Consider the following 15,451-nt stretch of genomic DNA (forward strand, 5'->3'; position numbering starts at 1 on the left):
CAACGTCCGGCCCTCCGCATCTTTTGCGCGCTATTGCAGCACGGCGAGCAGGTCCCCTCCCTGGACGGAGGCCTTCAGCGTGGTGGCCACCTCCGCGATGGTGCCCGCGCGAGGCGCGCGCACCACCGTCTCCATCTTCATCGCCTCCAGCGTGACGAGCGGCGCGCCCGCAACGACGGTCGCCCCGGCCTTGACATGGAGGGCGATGACGGTGCCCGGCATGCTCGCGGCGACATGGTTGGGATTGGAGCGGTCCGCCTGGCGCCGCGCCTCCACTCGGGCCGCGCGGCTGCGGTCGCGGACCTGCACCGTGCGGTTGTGTCCGTTCAGCGCGAAGTAGACGGTGCGCAGGCCATCTTCATCCGGCTCGCCGACGGCGGACAGGCTGATGACCAGCGTCTTCCCCGGCTCCAGGTCGACCCAGATCTCCTGACCCACCTCCATGCCGTAGAAGTAGTTCGGCGTGTCGAGGATGGAGACGTCCTCGAACCGGGCCGCGTCATCCAGGTAGCCCGCCATGACGCGCGGGTAGAGCGCGCTGGAGATGGCGTCCACGCGGGAGATGGGCTGGCCCGTCTTCTTCGTCAACTCGGCGCGCAGGGCCTCCAGGTCGAGCGCGGGCATGCTCGCGGAGGGACGGCCCTCGACACGCGGCAGGCCCTTGAGCACCGCCGTGCGCAGGTCCTCCGGGAAGCCGTTCGGCGGCTGGCCCAGCTCTCCTCGGAAGTAGCCCACCACGCTGGAGGGGAAGTCCAGGCGCGGCGCCTCCGCGATGAGCTTCGCGTGCGTGAGCGTCGCGGCCTCCGCGAGCGTGGCCGCGCGCACCATCAGGTCGTTCTTCAAGAGGAAGATGGCGAAGTCGCCCACCATCTTCGACGAAGGCGTCACCTTCGGGATGTCGCCCACCAGCACGTTGACGAGCGCGAAGGCATCCTTCACGTCGTTCCACCGGTTGAGCAGCCCCATCTCGGCGACTTGAGGCCGGAGGTTGGAGTACTGGCCTCCGGGAATCTCGTGGTAGTAGACCTCGCTCGTCGTGCTCTTGAGGCCGCTCTCGAAGGGGGCGTAGTACTCGCGCACGTCCTCCCAGTAGTTGGCGAGCGGCTGGAGCCGCGCGTTGGCGAGCCCCGTCTCGCGCGGGTGCCCACGCAGCGCGCTCACCAGGGCGTTGAGGCTGGGCTGGCTGGTGAGGCCCGCCATGCTGCCCAGCGCCACGTCGACGATGTGCACCCCGTGCTCGATGGCCTCCAGGTAGCTGGCGATGCCGTTGCCCGCGGTGTCATGCATGTGCAGGTGGATGGGCAGCCGCGTCACCTCGCGCAGCCGGTCCATCAGCGTGGCCGCGGCGCGGGGGCGCAGGAGGCCCGCCATGTCCTTGATGCAGAGGAAGTGCGCGCCCGAGTCCTCGATGCGCTTCGCCAGGTCCGCGTAGTAGTCCAGCGTGTACTTCTTGCGCTTGGGGTTCGCGACGTCGCCCGTGTAGCAGATGGCCACCTCCGCCACCTTGCCCGTCTTGAGGACGCGGTTGATGGAGACCTCCATGCTGCCCAGGTCGTTGAGGCTGTCGAAGATGCGGAAGACATCCACGCCCGCCTCCGCCGCCTCGTCGATGAACGCCTCCACGACGTTGTTCGGGTAGCTCGTGTAGCCCACGGCGTTGGCGCCGCGCAGGAGCATCTGGAGCAGCAGGTTGGGCGCCGCGGCCTTGAGCGCGCGCAGCCGGGCCCACGGGTCCTCGTTGAGGAAGCGGTACGCGGTGTCGAACGTCGCGCCGCCCCAGCTCTCCAGGCTGAACAGGTCCGACGCGAGATGCGCCGTCGCCGGAGCCACCCGCAGCACGTCCCGCGTGCGCATGCGCGTGGCGAGCAGCGACTGGTGCGCGTCCCGCATCGTCGTGTCCGTCAGCAGCACGCGCTTCTGCGCCAGCACCCACTCGGCCAGGCCCCGGGGGCCCTTCTCCGCGAGGATCTGCGCGGTGCCTCGGGGCGGAGTGCCCGGAGGCGCCACCGGGAGGCGGGGCTCCAGGAACTGGTTCGGCTTGAGCCGCTGGTGCTTCTTGATGGTGGGGTGGCCGTTGACGATGACCTCGGCCAGGTAGGTGAGCAGCTTGCTGGCGCGGTCCCGCCGAGGCGCCAGGTGGAACAGCTCCGGCGTCTCGTCGATGAAGCGCGTGTACGTCTCGCCCTTCTGGAACGCAGGGTGCCGCAGCACGTTCTCCAGGAAGGGGAGGTTGGTCTTCACGCCTCGGATGCGGAACTCACGCAGCGCGCGCTGGCCCTTCATCACCGCGCCCTGGAACGTGGGCGCGTAGGCGATGACCTTCACCAGCATGGAGTCGTAGTACGGGGAGATGTGCGCGTTGGTGTAGCCGTTCGAGCCATCCAACCGGATGCCGAAGCCCGTGGCCGCGCGCCACGCGGTGATGATGCCCGCGTCCGGCATGAAGTTGTTGGACGGGTCCTCCGTGGTGACGCGCAGCTGCACCGCGTACCCGCGAGGCTGGAGGGACTCCTGCGAGGGAATGCCCACCTCCGGGGCGTTCAGCGCGTAGCCCTCCGCGATGCGGATCTGGCTCTGCACCAGGTCCACGCCGGTGACCTGCTCGGTGACGGTGTGCTCCACCTGGAGGCGCGCGTTGCACTCGATGAAGTAGAAGTGGTCGTCGGAGACCAGGAACTCCGCGGTGCCGGCGCTGCTGTAGCCCGCCTCCCGCGCCAGCCTCACGGCCGCGTCGCAGATGGCGTGCTTGAGCGCCGGGGAGAGGTTGGGCGCGGGGGCAATCTCGATGACCTTCTGGTGGCGGCGCTGCACGGAGCAGTCGCGCTCGTGGAGGTGGACCAGGTTGCCGTGCAGGTCGCCCAGGAGCTGGACCTCGATGTGGCGCACCTTCTCCAGGAACTTCTCCAGGAACACCGCCGAAGAACCGAACGCGCTCTGGGCCTCCGAGCGCGCCGAGGCCAGCGCCGCCTCCAGGTCCTTCTCCTCGCGCACCACGCGCATGCCGCGCCCGCCGCCGCCGTGGGCCGCCTTCACGAGCACGGGGCCGCCGTGCTCGGCGAAGAACTCCCGGGCCTGGGCGAGCACCCGCGTGTCGTCGCCTTCCAGCGTGGTGCCCGGCACCGTGGGCACGCCGACCTGCTTCGCGAGCTGCTTGGCGGCGACCTTGTCGCCCATGGTCCGCACCACCGCGGAGCTGGGGCCGATGAAGCGGATGCCTCGGCGCTCGCAGGCCTCGGCGAAGAGGGCGTTCTCCGAGAGGAAGCCGTAGCCCGGGTGGATGGCGTCCACTCCCGCGCGCACCGCCACGTCGAGAATCTCCTCGATGCCGAGATAGGCCTCCACGGGGCGTTTGCCGTGACCCACGCGGTAGGCTTCATCCGCCTTGTGGCGGTGCTCGTGGGTGCGGTCCTCGTCGCTGTAGATGGCGACGGTGCGGATACCCAGCTCGTTGCAAGCGCGAAACACGCGGATGGCAATCTCACCGCGGTTGGCGCACAGCACTTTCTGAATGGGGCGTAGGGAGGTCTGAGCCATGGCTTGGGACGGGGATAGGGCGCTGGAGCCTTCGAGCGCAACGGGAGCGGGGCCGGACGTCGGATTCAGGTCAGTGCGAGGCAATCTTGACGGCGCGAGGGCGAAACGAGCAAATCGGGGTCATGGACACCTCAGTTTCCTCATCCTCCGGGCGCCGCCTCGCCGGCCCCCGGGGACTGCCCGTGCTGGGAAGCTTCTTTCCGATGTTGAGCGAGCCGCTGGCCTTGGCCAACAAGCTCCACGCCCGTTACGGCGATGTGTCCTTGATACGGGTCTACAAGACCCCCATCGCCTTCCTGCGCAACCCGGTGGACGTGAAGCGGGTGCTCATCGACGAGCCCCAGACCTTCCCCAAGCCGCTCATCGACAACCCCTTCAACGGCAACGGGCTCACGGTGAGCCGGGGAGACCACTGGAAGCGGCAGCGGCACATGGTCCAGCCGCTGTTCCACAAGGAGAAGGTGCGGCTGTGGTCCGGCATCTTCAGCGAGGAGCTGGCGAAGTCGGTGGAGCGCTGGAAGGAGATGGGCGCTCGGGGCGAGTCCTTCGACATGTACACCGAGGGCGCGCGCCTGATGTTCGGCGTGATGTGGCGCACCTGCTTCGAGGAGCAGCCGGAGATCGCCTACTTCGACCGCATCATGGACGCCATCGACGTCTTCGGCCGGCGCGTCTCCCCGCTGTCGGTGCTCCTCTACAACCTCATGCCTCGGATGGACCCTCGGCACGAGCGTGTGTACACGTCCGTCAAGCTCATCAACGGGTGGATCTACGAGCGGATCGGGAAGCGGCGGGGGCGGGGCACGGAGGACGGTGACATCACGCTGCTGTCCATGCTCGTGGAGGCGAAGGCGCGGGACTCCGGCGAGTCGATGAACGACAAGGAGGTGCGTGACGAAATCGTCAACCTCTTCGGTGCGAGCTTCGAGATGATCGCCACGTCACTCACGTGGGCCATCCACGCCTGCACCCAGCATCCCGAGGTCACCCAGGCCATCCGGGACGAGGTCCAGGGGGTGACGGGGGGCGCGCCGCCGCGCTACGAGGACGTGGCGAAGATGCCGTACACGAACCGGGTGGTGCAGGAGATCAACCGGCTGTGTCCTCCGGCCTGGACCATCCTCCGCGAGACGGCGAGCGAGGTGGAGGTCGGCGGGGTGATGCTGCCCAAGGGGACGCAGCTGCTCCTGTGCCCCTACGCCATCCACCGTCACCCGGACCACTGGAAGGACGCGGAGACGTTCGACCCGGACCGCTTCCTGCCGGAGCGGCTCACGGGCATGCACAAGGGCGCCTATGTGCCCTTCGGCGCGGGGAGCCGCATCTGCGTGGGCCAGCACATGTCCCTGGTGGACACGGTGCAGACGCTGGCCGCGGTGCTCCAGCAGCTCGACGTGGAGTACCTGGGCAAGACGCCCGTGGAGTGGCAGACGCGCCTGACGTTCGTGCCGAAGCACGGCATGCCCGTCCGGATGCGCGCCCGCCAGGGCTGAGAGGCCTCAGGACGGCTGCGAGGAGCCCACGGGGACGGCGTCGGGCGCGGACTCCTCGTAGTCGAGGTCGCGGTGGAAGGTCTCCTCCAGCCGCGTCAGCGCGAGCAGCGCGAGGCCGAAGCAGATGGAGCCCACGGTGATGGCCGCCGCGGGCACGGAGATGTGGCCCTTGAGGTAGGCGAAGCCGGTGGCGGCGAAGACGGCGGAGCCCCGGACGAAGTTGGGCACCGTCGTCGCCACCGTGCCGCGGATGTTGGTGCCGAACTGCTCGGCCGCCATCGTCACGAGCACCGCCCAGTACCCCACCATGATTCCGATGAGGAAGGTGAGGAGGTAGACGGTGGTGCTGGTGAGCCCCGGCGTCAGCCCGTAGACGAGCATCAGCACGAAGCCGCCCACCAGGTTCAGCGCCACCGCGCGCTTGCGGCTCTTGAGCCACTGGCTGAACAGGCCCGCCAGGAGGTCTCCCAGCGTCAGGCCGATGGAGCCGTAGAGGATGGCGTTGCCGGCCGTCACGGTGCCCTGGACGTTGAGGCCCGCCGTCAGCTCCGGCGCGAAGGTGAAGAGGATGCCCGTGGTGAAGTAGATGGGCACGCCGATCAGGATGCAGCAGACGTACTTGAGGAAGCGTCCGCCCTGCAGCAGCAGCAGCGGGTTGGCGCGGGACGGGTCCGTCTTCTTGGTGAAGAGCTCCGACTCGGAGACCTTGAAGCGGGCGAACAGCAGGGCCAGGCCCATGAAGCCGCCGGTGAGGTACGCCGTCTTCCAGTGCAGGTGCTGGCCCACGAAGGCCGCCGCGACGATGCCCAGCATGCCGAGCGTCGCCACCACGGTGGTGCCCAGGCCGCGCTTCTCCTTGGGCAGGGACTCCGCGACCAGGGTGATGGCCGCGCCCAACTCACCCGCCAGGCCCACGCCGCCCAGGAAGCGGAACACCGCGTAGCTCGTCACGTCCCACGCGAAGGCGTTGGCCAGGTTGGCGAACGAGTAGAGCAGGATGGAGCCGAACATCACCGAGAGGCGCCCGCGCTTGTCCGCGAGCACGCCCCACAGCAGCCCGCCCACCATCATCCCCACCATCTGGCAGTTGTAGATGAGGATGCCCTTCGACAGCACCTCCTCCGGCTGCGTGATGCCGATGTCCCGGAGCGAGGTGGCGCGGACCACGCCGAACAACGTGATGTCGAAGAGGTCGACGAAGTAGCCCAGCCCGGCCACCAGCACCGTCAGGTTGAGGACCGAGCGCAGCTCACGCAGGAATCGCATGCACGGGATTCAATGGGTTTGGTCCCCTCGGAGCAAGACCGAAAGCGTTCGACGCAGCGCGTGGAGAATCCGCCTGCTCGCAAGTGCCCGAAAACATGAACCGTGATTCAGGTCTCATCCCGCGCCAGGGCGGTTTCGTCCCCGGTCCGGGCGGCTTCGTCACATACCTCCCGGGCGGAGGAAGGGGGAGCGCTATCGGTGGGGCGCGAGCACTTTGCGCTCGCGTGCAAGGGAGCAGACACGATGCGCGGACTGAAAAGGATGCGAGGCGGTTTGCTGGCGGGGGCGCTGGCGCTCCTCGGGTGCCAGGGAGAGGGGCCGGCCGTCGAGGCGGGTTCGGAAGCAGGGCAGGTGACGCAGGGGGTGCTCTCCTCCACCTGCATCAACGTGGTGCCGGTGATGACGGGGAACACAAGCCCCTCCGGCAGCGTCACGGCTTCGGGCGTCCTCTACAACGACCCGACCTATGTGCCGTGGAAGGCGTTCGACGACAGCGCCTCCTTCTGGCTCTCCGCCTACAACCAGACGCCGGCCTGGTTGGAGTACGAGTTCGGCGGCGGCAAGAAGCGGGCGGCGCGCGCGTACGCCATCTACTTCTCGAACGGCTCTCTCACCTCGCGTGCCCCGAAGAGCTGGAAGCTCGAGGGGTGGAGCGGCACCACGTGGGTGGTGCTGGACACGCGGAACAACCAGGTCAACTGGGCGGGCAATGAGCGGCGCGAGTTCACCATCGCCTCTCCGGCCCCGTACCTGACGTACCGGCTGACGGTTTCGGATGACAATGACGCCCGCCCGGGCATCGTGACGGTGTCCATCGACAGGTTGGAGCTGATCGACTGCCTGTCGTACGACGCCACCCCGTCGGCGTGGACGCGGCTGATGGGCGCTTCGGATGGCATCTCCTACGTCAATGACATGGCGGGAGATCCAGGCGGCCGCGCGTACACGACAGGTGTCACCACCGTGGGGCTGGGAGGGCAGCCCCTGCTGGGCACCACCGACAGCTTCCTCACGATGCACTACCCGGATGGCAACCGGGTGTTCCACCGGCAGATTGGCGCGCCCGGCGCGATGACCGTGGGCAATGCCGTCGCTCGCAACCGGAGCTTCGAGGAGATCTACGTCGCGGGCTCCACGAATGGCTCCATCCAGGGCACCCCGAAGACTGGGAAGCGGGATGCGTTCCTCACGCGCTACCGCTACACCGGCGTGTGGGGGTGGACGCGGCAGCTCGGCGTCGCGGGGGCGCACACGGAAGCCCATGGAGTGTCGTTGGATGCCGCGAACAACGCCTTCATGGTGGGCACGACGACGGGCAACCTGGATGGGAACACCCTGGTGGGAATCATCGACGGGTTCGTCGCCAAGTATGACGCCACGGGCAGCCGCCTGTGGACCCGTCAGTTCGGCGCGGCCCAGGGGATGGTCAAGCCGACGCGGGCCGTCGCCGATGACTCGGGCAATGTCTACGTCTCCGGCTATACGAACTCGGACCTGGATGGAGTCACACGGACGGGGAATCAGGACGCGTTCATCATCAAGTACAACGGGAGTGGTGTGAAGCAGTGGACGCGGATGCTGGGCGTGGCCAACACCGACGTCTGGGCGGAAGGCTCCATGCTGGATGGGGCCGGGAATGTGTACGTGACGGGCTTCGGAGCAGGGGGGCTCGACGGTCTTCCCAACGTCACCCAGGGGCGCAAACCCTACCTCGTGAAGTTCAACCCCGCGGGCGTCAAGCAGTGGGTGTGGGAGCACGACTCCGGCGCGGGGGCGTGGGCTCGGAATGGCTTCGCGGACTTCGATGGCATCTATGTGACGGGGAGCGCCTGGGGGGACGTGACTTCGGTGACGAACACGCTGGCGAGCGTGGCGCACACCTTCCTGGCGAAGGTGGACTTCGACGGCAACCTCCAGTTCATCAAGCAGCAGGGCCCGGGGCTGTACTACGAGGAGCCCAGGGCCGTGTACTCAACGGGCGTCATCGTGAACGAGCACGGCGACATCTTCCTGAGCGGCTACGTCGAAGGTCACTTCGATGCGCAAGTGATGCAGGGCGATATGGACTTGTTCGTCTTGAAGCTGGCGCCGTAGCCCCGCGCCTTCACTCCTCTTCGTCGCGCCGGATGCTGATCACCCGGGTCCGGGTGTAGCTCGCGCGCTCCCCCTCGGGGTCCGCGGCCCGGAAGGCGGCGAGCCGCTCACGCGCCTCGGTGAAGCGACGCAGGGAGACCAGGGCGTTGATCTCCGCCTCCCGGGCTTCCCGGGAGGCGTGTTGCTGGAGGGGCTCCACCCCCAGGCTCCAGGTCTCGTAGTAGGCGCGACAGGGACGCAGCACGTGCTCTCGCAGCGCCCGCCGGCCAAAGGCCTTGCACCGGTCGATGTCGAGCTCGCGGCGCACGTCGCTGGTGGGCAGTCCGCGGCGCTCGAGGTCGGCCATCATGTTCGTGGCCTTCCGCTCCAGCTGGGACACCTCTTCATGGGCCTCCCGGAGGGCGCGTTCATACTCGGCCCGAGCCAGGGCGGTACTGCGCATGAGGCCGTCGACGGCAGTGGCCATGGTCCCGTGAGGATAGGTTCTCAGGAACGCGTCACCTGCCTCGAGCATGGCATCCCAGTCGTGCAATCCCTCCATCGCCACGATGCGCGCGAACGCGGCGCTCTCCGCGGGGAGCTGGCCGTGATAGTCGGGAAGACCCAACAGGAGGATCCGCTCCGCGTCCTGGCGAAGGGTGCGCCAACGAGCCCGGGTGTGGTCGAGCTTCAGCAGGTTCAGCGCCGCGAGGGAGCGCTGCTCCAACGGAAGAGAGGGGTCCTGCATCGTGGCGCGGAGGCTGGCATCCATCGCCTCGCGCTGGGGGGCGGCCCGACGGGCGAGCTCCGCGAGGCGCACCTCCTGGCGCTTCAGCTCGTCGCGGGCGTACTCGAAAGAGGGGGCGGTCGCCAGGGTGGCCCGCAGCAGCGCGGTGCGCTCGTCATCAGACTTCGTCTCCAGGGCCCGGCCGTAGGTCTCCAGGGCCCGCATGGCCTGGTGGGCCGCGGGCCGCTTCGACCGGGGCTTCACGGGCGCACCGAGCAGCCGCGCGGCGAGCTCGTCTTGCAAGGAGAAGACGCGCTCCGCCGGCCCGGTGACCTTGGCTGTGTCCAACACGGTTCCCGTCTCCACGTCGATGAAGCGCGCATTGATGCGCAGCGTGTCCCGGGCGCGCTGGATGCTGCCGATGACGATGGTGCGCGCACCGACGAGCCGTCCCACGCGCACCGCCGACGATTCGGTGGTGAGGGTGTCCGTCTGGAGCTTCAGCTCCGAGACAGCCGCGTCGAGTTGTTCTCGCTCCACCAGCACCAGGCTCCCGTTGGCGCGAAGGTCCGAGACCAGCGTCTCCGCCAGGCCTCGGGCGAGCCAGTTCAGCGCGGCGTCCTCGTTGAGGTTGCGAAAGGGCATCACCGCCACGGGGCCCGGCGGTGGGCTCGACGGCGCGGCCCCGAGCGCGAGGTGGAGGGGCAGGAGGAGCAGCAACACCGCGAGCGCGCCCTTCATGGTCTCAACCTCTGGAGCAGGCGGGGCAGCAGGGCGCGAACCTCCCTGGCGAGCGCATCCTGGACGTCGAAAGGCCTGCTCGCGCGCCCCTCCACTCGCGCGGTGTCGAGCACCTCTCCGGTCTCGACGTGGACGAACCTCGCCGAGGCACGCAAGACAGAGCCCGCCTGTTGGAAGCTCCCGAGCACCACCACCTCCGCGCCGACGATGCGCCCGAGCCGGGCGCGTGTCTCCGGGTCGACTCGCGAGCCCTGCGTGAAGTCCTGTTCCTCGAGAGGGAGGTCGAGTTGTCCTCGTTCGATGAGTCGCAAGCCCGGCATCTGGCCGATGTCGGTGACGACGCTCTCCACCAGGGCTTGTTTCAACGGCGCGAGCTCCGATGTCCCGCTCAGGTCCCGGAACTCGAGCACGCAGATCCGGACGGGGCCGCTCGGCGCGAGGGCGAGGGGCGCGGGGGACACCGCGTCAGGGGCTTCCGCGACCTTCTCGAGGGGGGCGGTGGGGCGGAGCAGGAGCGCGGCGACTCCCGGAATGGCGAGCCCGAGGGCCACGAGCAGGGCGGTCGCGATGCTGGCGATGAGGGGGCGGCGCGAGCGGGGGGGCTCGGCCTCCTCGGCGTACAGCGTTCCGGCGACGACTCGCGTCGACGTGTGCGCCGCGGGTTCATCGGGTTCAGGTGGCGCTTGGCCCGGAGTGGTCCTGTTCACGGAGGACGAGCGGCTCGGTGGAGTGGGGGGTATCCCGTGGAGGGCTCCGCGCCACGGCGCTCCCGGCGGCCGCGGTGCGGAGGAGGGCATTGTACAGGCGTGGGCATCCAGTACGCTTCATCACCTTGGCCGAGAGGGATGTCGTGAGACAGGGTGAGACGCGGGGCTCGTGGGGACTCGCGGGTCGGGCCCTGTCCTGGTGGCGTGTTTCCCTGGGGGGCCTGGCGGTGGGGTTGCTCGTCGCGCTGCCGCATGCCGTGGGCGCCTATGCGCGCGAGCCCTCCGCGTTCGGTGGCAAGCTGGCCCTGGCCTTGGTGCCCTCCAGCGCGTGGGCACTGCTGGCTCCGCTCATCCTGGCGCTCTTTCTCCGGGTGGGGCGGGGAACACCTGGGTGGGCCCGACGTACAGGTGTGCTCATCGCCGTCGGTGGGCTCTTCGTGCTGCTTCATGCGGTCCTGCTCTCCGCGATGCTGTCGGTGCTGGAGGACTGGCCCGCGCGCGGACGCGTCTTCAGCGAAGGGCTGCGGACCGTCCTCTTGGAGCGGGGCGCGCTGGGGTCCTTCGAGTACCTGTTGTTTCTGGCGGCGTGGATGGTGCTGAGCGCGGTTCGCCGGGTGCATGAGCGAGAGCTCGCGGAGAGCCGCTGGAAGGCGCAGCTGGCGGAATCCCGGCTGCAGGCCCTCCGCGCCCAGCTGGACCCGCACTTCCTCTTCAACACGCTGAACGCCGTGGTCGGTCTGGTGCGGCAGTCGAGGAACCCCGAGGCGGTGGATGCGCTCGTGAGGCTTGGCGAGCTGCTGCGGGCCAGTCTGGAAGGGCGCGGGAGCCACGAGGTGCCGCTCTCGGAGGAGCTGGGCCTGGTGCGGCGCTATCTGGAGATCGAGCAGCTGCGGTTCGGGGCTCGGCTCGCGTGGTCCTTGGTGCCCGAGCCCGAGACCTTGTCGGCGCGTGTCCCCTCGCTCGTGCTCCAGCCCTTGGTGGAGAACGCCATCAAGCACGGCACCTCGCGCCGTGTCTCCAAGGGGCACGTCCGGGTTCATGCGTCGCGGCAAGGCGCGGTGTTGGTCCTGGAGGTCCAGGACGACGGCCCGGGGCTGGGAGAGGGCACGGTGGGCGGAATGGGGATTGGGGTGGCGAACACCCGGGACCGGATTCATCAGCTCCACGGGGAGGCGTTTGGCCTGACGCTGGAGGACGCCGCGGAGGGTGGGGTGATTGCCCGGGTCCGGTTGCCCTTCGTGGTCTTCGAGCGGAGCGGTTCGTGAGTGACGTGAAGGCGGCGGAGGGCGGCATGCGAGTGCTGGTGGTGGATGACGAGCCGTTGGCTCGGGACAACGTGCGGCACCTGCTGGCGCGCGAGCCGGATGTCTCGGCCATCCGAGAGTGCGAGGGAGGTCAGGAGGCGGTGGCGCTCATCCTTCGCGAGCCGCCGGACCTGGTCTTCCTGGATGTCCAGATGCCGGAGCTGGATGGTTTCGGCGTGCTGCGCGAAGTGGGGCCGGAGCGGATGCCGCCCGTCGTCTTCGTGACGGCGTTTGACCGGTACGCGGTTCGAGCCTTCGAGGTGAACGCGCTCGACTATCTGCTCAAGCCGTTCAGCGACGCGCGGTTCCAGGAGGCGCTGGGCCGGGCGCGAAAGCAGCGCGCCACGGGGAAGGACCGGGGGATGCTGGAGCGGCTGTCCGCGTTGCTCTCGGACTACCGGCCCCTTGCCGCGGAGCCTCCGCCCATCGCTCTTTCAGGCGGGTACCTGGAGCGCATCGCGGTGAAGACGGATGGCAAGGTGCTGCTGATCCCCGTCGCGGACCTGGACTGGTGCGAGGCCGAGGGCAACTACGTCGTGCTTCACGCCGGCGGCAAGAGTCCCATGCTTCGGGAGACGTTGAATCGGGTGGAGCAGTTGCTCGACCCCAAGTGCTTCGTGCGGGTCCATCGCTCCACGCTGGTCAACGTGAACCGCATCCGCGAGCTGGAGCCCGATGTGGACAAGGGCTGGGTTGTCGTCCTGCGGGATGGGACGCGTCTGCGCCTGAGTCCGGGACGGAAATCAGCGGTGGAGGCCCTGCTGCGCCAGTCGTTCTGAGGTGGGGCTGTTGGCTGTTCAGGGGACTGAACACATCATCAGCCATTTTCGAGACCCTGGCGGCGTGCGGCTCGGCACGGTGCGCCGGTTTGTCTCGAAGGGCCGTGCCTACATGCTCGCGAGTTCAGCCATTTCTTGCCCCCTCGCGACGGACGCCGTGTCCTACCTTGAAAGGGGAATGCCTACCTGAACAAGTCCTCAGGCATTTTTCGAAGGGGGACTCGCGACGAGCAAGACGCTCACGGCCCCTCATGCCTACATGAACGTGTCATCAGTGGTTTTCGCAAGGGCGCACTGAGCCCGCGCACACGGGTGTGGCCGCGAAGATGTCTCCGCGAACCACACCCGAACAATGACAGACAAGTCTGGACGTCTGTCATTGCCTGGGGGTAGTCATGTCTTGCTTGTCTATTCGCCCGCGCGCTGACGGTTGAGGCGGTCGTAGTGACGGTAGCCCAGCTTGTCGAGGGCACTCGGCGGCGCGAGGCCGATGTCGACCAGCGTCTTGATGTCGTAGGTCCCCGCGAGGACGGGCGGGGCGTAGCTCCGGATGGCCGACGGCGTGCGGAACTTCTCCAGCGGGAAGAGGACCGCGCTGGTGTGCACGTGGATGAAGTGCGCGGCGGACTGGCGCTGCCAGCCCGAGACACCCGGAGCGGTGATGACGTGGGGCGTGGCGAGGAACGTGCCGCCCGTGAGGATTTCGAGCTGCTGGCCCACCTGCGCCACGATGCAGCCCGCGGGGGCGGTGCCGCGCACCTTGATGCCGTTGGGGTCATCCGGTGTCGCGCGGGTGCGCAGGTACAGCCCGCTCTTGTCATCCGGGCTGGGCGCCGGCTTCCCCTCGGGGTCGAGGAACCGTCCCCCGGGCAGGAGCGTGAGCAGGTTGAAGTCCGTGTGCTCCTCGCCCCAGACGATGTCTGTGTTCACCTGCGCCGGCGTGAGGGGCAGGTACTGGAGCGCGCGGGTGATGTGCGGGGCGCGCTCGCAGAGCTGGGTGAAGGTGTCCTCGGGCAGCCCCAGCGCGACGGCGGAGCCGCGCAGCAGCTTGAGGCCCGCGTCGTGGAGCGAGCGACCCAGGGTCATGATGCCGTCCTGGAAGTACGGCGGCGCATCGGGGGGCCACACGTTCTCCGGATACAGCTCCGGGAACTCCATGGCCGCGACCTCGTCGTTGGGGTAGGGCGCGACGAAGTAGCACTCCTTGAAGTCCGGCTGGCCATTGCCGGCCACGGCGACCTCGGTGTTCGGAGGCGTCCAGCCGCGCTGGTACCAGAGCTCCGCGCGGCCATAGGGCTTCTTCGCTTCCGGAGAGCGGGCGATGAAGGCCGCGAAGGCGTCGTAGTAGCGGTGGAGCGCCTGGGTGTCGACACCGTGGTTCTTGATGTAGACGAGGCCGAAGACACCAAACGCCTCACGCAGCGCCGTCGCGGCGCGCTCGAGGCGGCTCGCATCGCCCGAGGCGAGGTCGGCAAGGTCGACAGTCGGAATGTTCAGCGAAGATGTCTCGGCCATGTGGGCCCTAGATGTATCGCTCCTCGGAGGGAAAAGGGAGGGGCTTCTACCCTGAGTGTCTCCCTCGGAGCCTGGGGCCGGCCTCGCGAGCGCCGGTTCGCGTGATCCCGCCGAGGTCAGGGCCTGGATGGGGTCTGGGTAGGGGCCGACCTGTCCTGATGATCCAGGGGGCCGTGCGGGGAGGAGCACGAAGGGAGCCTGGGGTGGGAGCGTGGGCCCACCTCAGGACAGGGTGACGGCGCCCGGGGGTGATTCTGTCGCGGCGCGCGGGTGCCTATCTCCAAGTGTTGAGCCGCGATCTGTCCGTTCCCCGCGCGGCTCACACCCACTCAATGCGAGGTATGTCATGAAGGACCGTCCTGCAACGCTAGTGCTCTCTGGTGGTGGCGCGAAGGGCGCCTTCCAGGTGGGCGCGGAGCGTGTGCTCAGAGAGGTCCACGGCTTTCGTTGGGAGCGCGTCTTTGGTGTGTCGGTGGGGGCGTTGAACGCCACCGCCATCGCGCAGCGCGAGTACGACCGGCTGGCCGACCTGTGGACGAACCTGCGGGAGGAGGACGTGTACCGCAAGCTTCCGTGGCTGGTGGTCGCGCTGCGCTTGGGATTGCTCAACAAGCTGGGCCTCTTCGAGAACTCCCCGTTGAAGGCCCTCATCGAGCGGAACTTCGGCAGTCGTCCGTTCGCGATTCCCGCGCACGTGGGGCGCGTCTCGCTCACGTCGGGCCAGTACGAGCTGGTCTCGAGCGACTCGAACGACTTCATCCCGGCCGTGTGGCACAGCACCGTGATGCCCGTCATCTTCGAGCCCGTGGGGCCGCACGCGATGGTCGACGGGGGGCTGCGCAACGTCGCGCCGCTGGGCGATGCACTCGAGTACTCGCCCACGGAGATCGTCGTCATCGCGTGCTCGTCCTCCAAGCTGGAGCCGGTGAAGTTCCCCACCAACATCCTGGATGTCATCCGCCGCTGCCTCCCCGACATCACGCTCAACGAGCTGCTGATGAACGACGTGGACCTCTTCGTCCGCATCAACGACCTGGTGAGGCAGGCGCAGACCCACGGCACGACGCTCCGGGGGCCGGACGGCAAGCCCTATGTCTATTGCCGCATCACCGTCATCGAGCCCACGGCGCCCATCGGGCACACGCTCGACTTCTCGCCGGAGATGATTCGCATGCGGCTGCGCCATGGTGAGGACCGCGCTCGCGCCGTGATGCGTCCTACCGGTGTGGGGCCTGGGGAACGCATGCCGCCGCGCATCGCCGCGCACCTGGAACCCGTCCTCTATGCGTGAATCGGCGCTACGATGACGCCC

General features: G+C 68.4%; 10 protein-coding genes. 5 read left to right on the forward strand and 5 right to left on the reverse strand.

Annotated features, from left to right (window positions below; genetic code table 11):
- Positions 1 to 30: 30 nt before the first annotated feature.
- Positions 31 to 3,534, reverse strand: coding sequence for a pyruvate carboxylase (locus MYSTI_RS20050; RefSeq protein ID WP_015349608.1), 3,504 nt, complete (start codon positions 3,532 to 3,534; stop codon positions 31 to 33).
- A gap of 122 nt (positions 3,535 to 3,656) precedes the next feature.
- On the opposite strand from MYSTI_RS20050, the gene MYSTI_RS20055 reads away from it, so the two are divergent.
- Complete coding sequence (locus MYSTI_RS20055) at positions 3,657 to 5,027, forward strand: cytochrome P450 (RefSeq protein WP_015349609.1); 1,371 nt, start codon at positions 3,657 to 3,659, stop codon at positions 5,025 to 5,027.
- A gap of 6 nt (positions 5,028 to 5,033) precedes the next feature.
- Here MYSTI_RS20055 and MYSTI_RS20060 read toward each other — a convergent pair whose 3' ends face one another.
- Positions 5,034 to 6,293, reverse strand: coding sequence for an MFS transporter (locus MYSTI_RS20060; RefSeq protein WP_015349610.1), 1,260 nt, complete (start codon positions 6,291 to 6,293; stop codon positions 5,034 to 5,036).
- Positions 6,294 to 6,554: 261 nt separating this feature from the next.
- On the opposite strand from MYSTI_RS20060, the gene MYSTI_RS40885 reads away from it, so the two are divergent.
- Positions 6,555 to 8,387: an SBBP repeat-containing protein gene (locus MYSTI_RS40885; protein ID WP_169558649.1), complete on the forward strand. Its 1,833-nt coding sequence runs from the start codon at positions 6,555 to 6,557 to the stop codon at positions 8,385 to 8,387.
- A gap of 10 nt (positions 8,388 to 8,397) precedes the next feature.
- Here MYSTI_RS40885 and MYSTI_RS20070 read toward each other — a convergent pair whose 3' ends face one another.
- Positions 8,398 to 9,834, reverse strand: coding sequence for a FlgO family outer membrane protein (locus MYSTI_RS20070; RefSeq protein WP_015349612.1), 1,437 nt, complete (start codon positions 9,832 to 9,834; stop codon positions 8,398 to 8,400).
- Positions 9,831 to 10,541, reverse strand: coding sequence for a CsgG/HfaB family protein (locus MYSTI_RS20075; protein ID WP_015349613.1), 711 nt, complete (start codon positions 10,539 to 10,541; stop codon positions 9,831 to 9,833). Before MYSTI_RS20075 ends, MYSTI_RS20070 begins: the two co-directional genes overlap by 4 nt.
- A gap of 143 nt (positions 10,542 to 10,684) precedes the next feature.
- On the opposite strand from MYSTI_RS20075, the gene MYSTI_RS40890 reads away from it, so the two are divergent.
- Both MYSTI_RS40890 and MYSTI_RS20085 read left to right on the forward strand, forming a co-directional pair.
- Complete coding sequence (locus MYSTI_RS40890) at positions 10,685 to 11,806, forward strand: sensor histidine kinase (RefSeq protein WP_015349614.1); 1,122 nt, start codon at positions 10,685 to 10,687, stop codon at positions 11,804 to 11,806.
- Positions 11,803 to 12,624: a LytR/AlgR family response regulator transcription factor gene (locus MYSTI_RS20085; protein ID WP_015349615.1), complete on the forward strand. Its 822-nt coding sequence runs from the start codon at positions 11,803 to 11,805 to the stop codon at positions 12,622 to 12,624. Before MYSTI_RS40890 ends, MYSTI_RS20085 begins: the two co-directional genes overlap by 4 nt.
- A gap of 408 nt (positions 12,625 to 13,032) precedes the next feature.
- On the opposite strand, the gene MYSTI_RS20090 is transcribed toward MYSTI_RS20085, so the two are convergent.
- Positions 13,033 to 14,139 (reverse strand): isopenicillin N synthase family dioxygenase, encoded by a 1,107-nt coding sequence (locus MYSTI_RS20090; protein WP_015349616.1) that lies wholly within the window; start codon positions 14,137 to 14,139, stop codon positions 13,033 to 13,035.
- Positions 14,140 to 14,485: 346 nt separating this feature from the next.
- On the opposite strand from MYSTI_RS20090, the gene MYSTI_RS20095 reads away from it, so the two are divergent.
- Positions 14,486 to 15,430 carry a patatin-like phospholipase family protein gene (locus MYSTI_RS20095; RefSeq protein ID WP_015349617.1) on the forward strand — a complete coding sequence of 315 codons (945 nt, stop codon included), beginning with the start codon at positions 14,486 to 14,488 and terminating at the stop codon, positions 15,428 to 15,430.
- The last annotated feature ends 21 nt before the right edge of the window (positions 15,431 to 15,451 follow it).

Origin of the sequence: Myxococcus stipitatus DSM 14675 (assembly GCF_000331735.1) — a bacterium.
Taxonomy (GTDB): domain Bacteria; phylum Myxococcota; class Myxococcia; order Myxococcales; family Myxococcaceae; genus Myxococcus; species Myxococcus stipitatus.

Coding starts and splice junctions, on each gene's coding strand:
- MYSTI_RS20050 (WP_015349608.1), bottom strand. CDS start 3,534: ATGGCTCAGACCTCCCTACGCCCCATTCAGAAAGTGCTGTGCGCCAAC.
- MYSTI_RS20055 (WP_015349609.1), top strand. CDS start 3,657: ATGGACACCTCAGTTTCCTCATCCTCCGGGCGCCGCCTCGCCGGCCCC.
- MYSTI_RS20060 (WP_015349610.1), bottom strand. CDS start 6,293: ATGCGATTCCTGCGTGAGCTGCGCTCGGTCCTCAACCTGACGGTGCTG.
- MYSTI_RS40885 (WP_169558649.1), top strand. CDS start 6,555: ATGCGAGGCGGTTTGCTGGCGGGGGCGCTGGCGCTCCTCGGGTGCCAG.
- MYSTI_RS20070 (WP_015349612.1), bottom strand. CDS start 9,834: ATGAAGGGCGCGCTCGCGGTGTTGCTGCTCCTCCTGCCCCTCCACCTC.
- MYSTI_RS20090 (WP_015349616.1), bottom strand. CDS start 14,139: ATGGCCGAGACATCTTCGCTGAACATTCCGACTGTCGACCTTGCCGAC.
- MYSTI_RS20095 (WP_015349617.1), top strand. CDS start 14,486: ATGAAGGACCGTCCTGCAACGCTAGTGCTCTCTGGTGGTGGCGCGAAG.